The organism is Paenibacillus forsythiae T98 (assembly GCF_000520735.1).
GTDB classification, from domain to species: domain Bacteria; phylum Bacillota; class Bacilli; order Paenibacillales; family Paenibacillaceae; genus Paenibacillus_AQ; species Paenibacillus_AQ forsythiae.
The window spans coordinates 1-4,250 of the sequence record NZ_ASSC01000850.1 but is presented as its reverse complement, the minus strand read 5'-3'; the positions used below and the strand labels follow the sequence as shown (position 1 = coordinate 4,250).

Below are 4,250 nucleotides of genomic sequence, written 5' to 3'. Positions count from 1 at the left end.
CTGCCGCATCTTCCAGAGAGCTGCGGGAGAACATCCCGGCCAGCAGGCCGTCCACCCAATAGCGCTTGATCGGTTCAAGCGGCGCGGCGGGGGGCAGCACCGGAACGCCGGATGCCGCCTGCGAATCCCCGGTGCGCAGACTGGCAATGAAGCCCGACAGATAGGCCTGCTCATGATGATCCAGCGTCACCGCTTTGGGGGATTGAAGGCCGAGCATGCTTTCGAGCGTATCCAGTTGCGCCATATACAATGCCTCCTTCGGATTGACAGCCACAGCGCTGGCCCCGCGTGGAGCTTGAATTTCATGATTGTCCGGCAGCTTCTGCTCCGCCAGCGGAAGAGCCGCTGCTTTCACCAACGAGACGGAGCAATATTTCAATTCCGGCTGAAGGGACAGGGGATCGACAGCGTCGCTCGTAACGTCGTTTACCGCCAGATTCGCCCCGAACCGGTCATTCCAGTGGAAGGGGGCGAAGCAATTTCCGGGGCGCACCCGGTCTGAAAGGACCGCCGGAAGAACGGCCCGCCCCCGGCTGGAGCGAATTTCCACCGAATCGCTCTCCTTAATTCCGAGCATCGCCGCATCATCCGGGTGAATTTCAATAAAGGGGCCCGGGTTCAGCTTGTTCAGCTTCTGAATCTTACCCGTCTTCGTCAGCGTATGCCATTGATGCTGCAAGCGGCCGGAATTCAGCACGAAGGGATAATCGCTGTCCGGCATTTCCGCAGGCGGCAGATACGGACGCGCCCAGAAGATTCCTTTTCCGCTTGGTGTAGGGAACAGGATGCGCGGCGAGCGCCCGCTTGCAGGCTCACTCGGCGTATCTCCGGCTTCCCCGTTCAAATAGCGGATCGGGTTCCGGTCGCTTGGACTGCCTGGCGCAGCGGGCCACTGAACAGGCGTTTCACGCAGCCTTTCGTAAGTCGCGCCCCGGAGGTCATAGCCGGTCTTCGGGTTCCAAGCCTGCTGGATTTCCCGGTAGACCTCCGCCGGGGAGCCGTAGGCAAAGGCTTCGGAATAGCCCATCTCACAAGCAACCCGGGCGATAATCTGCCAGTCGGGAAGAGCTTCTCCAGGCGGGTCGACCGCTTTCTGCATCAAGGTCAGATTGCGTTCGGAATTAATCATCACGCCTTCGCCTTCGGACCACAAAGCGCCGGGCAGCAGGATATCCGCGAACCGGTTCGTCTCGGTATCCAGGAAGGCATCCTGCGCGATGACCAGCTCGGCAGCCTCCAGACCGGCAATTACGTTCTTGCGGTTCGGAACGGTGGCCACCGGATTGGTGCAGATAATCCAGCAAGCTTTGATATCGCCGGATTTCATGCTTTCGAACATGGAGACGGTGCCGTTGCCCACCTCTGTACGAAGGGTGCCTTGAGGAACCTTCCACATTTCCTCAATGAACCTGCGGTCGGCTTCGTCCAGGACGGAACGCTGGCCGGGCAAGCCCGGTCCCATGTAACCCATCTCCCGGCCGCCCATGGCGTTGGGCTGGCCGGTGAGGGAGAAGGGGCCGCTGCCCGGGCGGCATATCGCTCCTGTGGCGAGGTGCAGATTGCAGATGGCGTTCGTGTGCCAGGTGCCGTGCGTGCTCTGGTTGAGGCCCATGGTCCAGTAGGTCATCCAATTCGGCGCCGCGCCGATCCACTCGGCGGCTGTGCGGATATCCGCCTCGGGGATGCCGGTAATTTCGGCCACCTTGTCCGGCGGATAATCCTCCAGAAATTCCGGCATGCTGCCAAAGCCGGAGGTGAACCCGGCGATGAACTCCGGGTCCGTATGGCCGTTCTTTACAAGCAGATGCAGGAGGCCGTTAAGCAGGGCGAGGTCCGTTCCGGGCCGGATTTGCATGAACAGATGCGCTTTCTCCGCGGTAGCCGTACGCCTCGGGTCCACCACAATCAGTTTCGCTCCCGCTTTAACCCGGTCCATCAGGCGAAGGAACAGTATCGGATGACAGTCGGCCATATTGGCTCCAATGACGAAGAACAAATCGGTTCGATCCATATCCTGATAGGACCCCGGAGGCCCATCCGCTCCAAGCGACAGCTTGTAGCCGCTCCCGGCGCTCGCCATGCACAGGCGTGAATTGGATTCAATGTTATTCGTTCTTATGAAGCCCTTGGCCAGCTTGTTGACCAGATACTGGGCCTCCAGCGACATTTGCCCCGAGACATAGAAGGAGAGGGCATCCGGGCCGTGCTCGTCAAGAATGGCCCGAAGCCGCCGGGCCGTTTCGCTGATGGCTGCATCTATGCTCACTTTGGCGGGCTGGCTTGTACGGACCTGACGCGTATACGCGTATTCCATTCGCCCGGATTCCGCGATGGCCAGCGCCGCAGTGCTGCCTTTGGTGCACAGTCTGCCGAAATTGGCCGGATGCTCTTTATCTCCGGTGAGTTTGACAACGCGGTTACCGGAAACTTCGAGTACGATTCCGCAGCCAACGCCGCAGTAAGGACAGACGCTTTTTACTTTTTTCGTTGTCATGTGTTGATTCACCCCCACCGAAGCTCTAAGTCCACCATTTTAGAAATTGACGCCCGATTCCGCTTTTGCCCAGGTCTTTCTCCAGGAACGGGTAACGGCGTAAAAAATAAGCGTTGTAATCAGCACGATAGAACCTACAACAAGGAAGCCTGTAACCTGGGAGCCTGTGGATTGCTTCAGCGGCCCGAGGATGTATGTAGGCAGCAGATATCCGCCCAGACCGCCTGCGGCGCCGACGATTCCGGTAATGACTCCGATTTCACTGGAGAAGCGCTGAGGGATAATCTGGAATACCGATCCGTTCCCCATGCCAAGGCAGGCCATCATCACGCTGGTGTACAGAAGCATTACAAAGAAAGAATCCGGCATGGTTGAAATCGCAAACGCACATACGGAAATGACACTGTATAAAATAACCAGGAGACGCATCCCGCCGATTTTATCCGCGATCCAGCCCCCGACAGGCCGGAAGAGACTGCCTGCGATGACGGTAATAGTGACCAGATACCCTACCTGTACTTTGGTCAAACCGCCGGGGTGGGTACTGTCGCCGTACACATCATAGAAGAAAATGCTCGCATAGTTGGCAAACCCGACAAAGCCGCCAAACGTAATGGCATAGAACATCGAGAACCACCAGGTATCCGCATGCTTGAAGACACTGAGGTAATTCTTAAGCGGCTTCGGCGCAGGGGCATTCGGGGCATCTTTGACCAAAATAGCGAATACGATCATGACAATAATCAGCGGGATCATGGCAATGCCAAAGACATTATGCCAACCGTAAGCCTGGGCGATCTGCGGCCCGAAAAAGGTGGCCAGCGCCGTTCCGCTGTTCCCTGCTCCGGCAATGCCCATCGCGAGACCCTGATACTGCGGAGGATACCAGCGGCTGGCGAGGGAGAGCGATACGGCAAAGCTCGCGCCCGCGAAACCGAGCAGGAAGCCGATCATCTGGATCTCCAGCAGGCTGGTTCCGCCGAGCCAACCCCAGAGCAGGGGAATCAGGGTGAGAGACATCCCGATAAGGCCCGCTTTTTTACAGCCAATCCGGTCCGCCAATATTCCCATCGGTATCCGGAATACCGAGCCGCCCAGAATGGGGATTGCAACCATCGTCGCTTTTTGGGTATCCGTTAAGCCGAAGTCCTTGGTGATATAGAGTGACAAAGCACCGCACAGCACCCAAATCATGAAACTGACATCAAAATATAAAAAAGCTGACAATAAACTCGGGGAATGACCGGCCTTGCGAAAACTTTTAGCTTCCATCTCTAGCTTCCTCCTTTTATGGACAATCCGCAGTGTTGTTAAGAGACATGCTGGTTTCTGGTATTACCGTAGCTCAAACTGCTTGTATGCTGACATCGCCTCCTTGCAAGAGTAAGAAATGGCAAAAAAGGGCCGACTGACAGAACCCGCATGTATTGCGGATTTCGTTAATCGGCCCCGTTGCCAATACAGCCACAACATTGTGGCTTATTTTTATAATTGTAGGAACAGCAGTACAACCGGCCTATCCGTTCACAACATTGTGCGAATCGGCCGTCGCCCTGAAATCTTATAATGCCAATATAATTTGCTTTTAAATTAATGTCAATAAAAATAACATAAAAATTTAAAATAATTAATTTTGATGCTTGTATATTGCTTTTCCGGAATACTGTGGGATGTAAACTGACATGTTTTTACGGAAACGGAACGCTTGAAGCTCACGTACTATATATTCGGCATTTAATATTTAGAATTGGAGACA

Annotated in this window: 2 protein-coding genes; both read right to left on the bottom strand. The window is 55.5% G+C overall.

The window, feature by feature from the left end; genetic code table 11:
- The coding region (locus L692_RS0125935; RefSeq protein WP_025702802.1) for a molybdopterin oxidoreductase family protein at nucleotides 1-2,494 on the bottom strand (2,494 nt) is incomplete at its 3' end.
- 39 nt (nucleotides 2,495-2,533) lie between these two features.
- Nucleotides 2,534-3,766: a nitrate/nitrite transporter gene (locus L692_RS0125930; protein WP_025702801.1), complete on the bottom strand. Its 1,233-nt coding sequence runs from the start codon at nucleotides 3,764-3,766 to the stop codon at nucleotides 2,534-2,536.
- Nucleotides 3,767-4,250 lie beyond the last annotated feature (484 nt).

Coding starts and splice junctions, on each gene's coding strand:
- L692_RS0125930 (WP_025702801.1), bottom strand. CDS start 3,766: ATGGAAGCTAAAAGTTTTCGCAAGGCCGGTCATTCCCCGAGTTTATTG.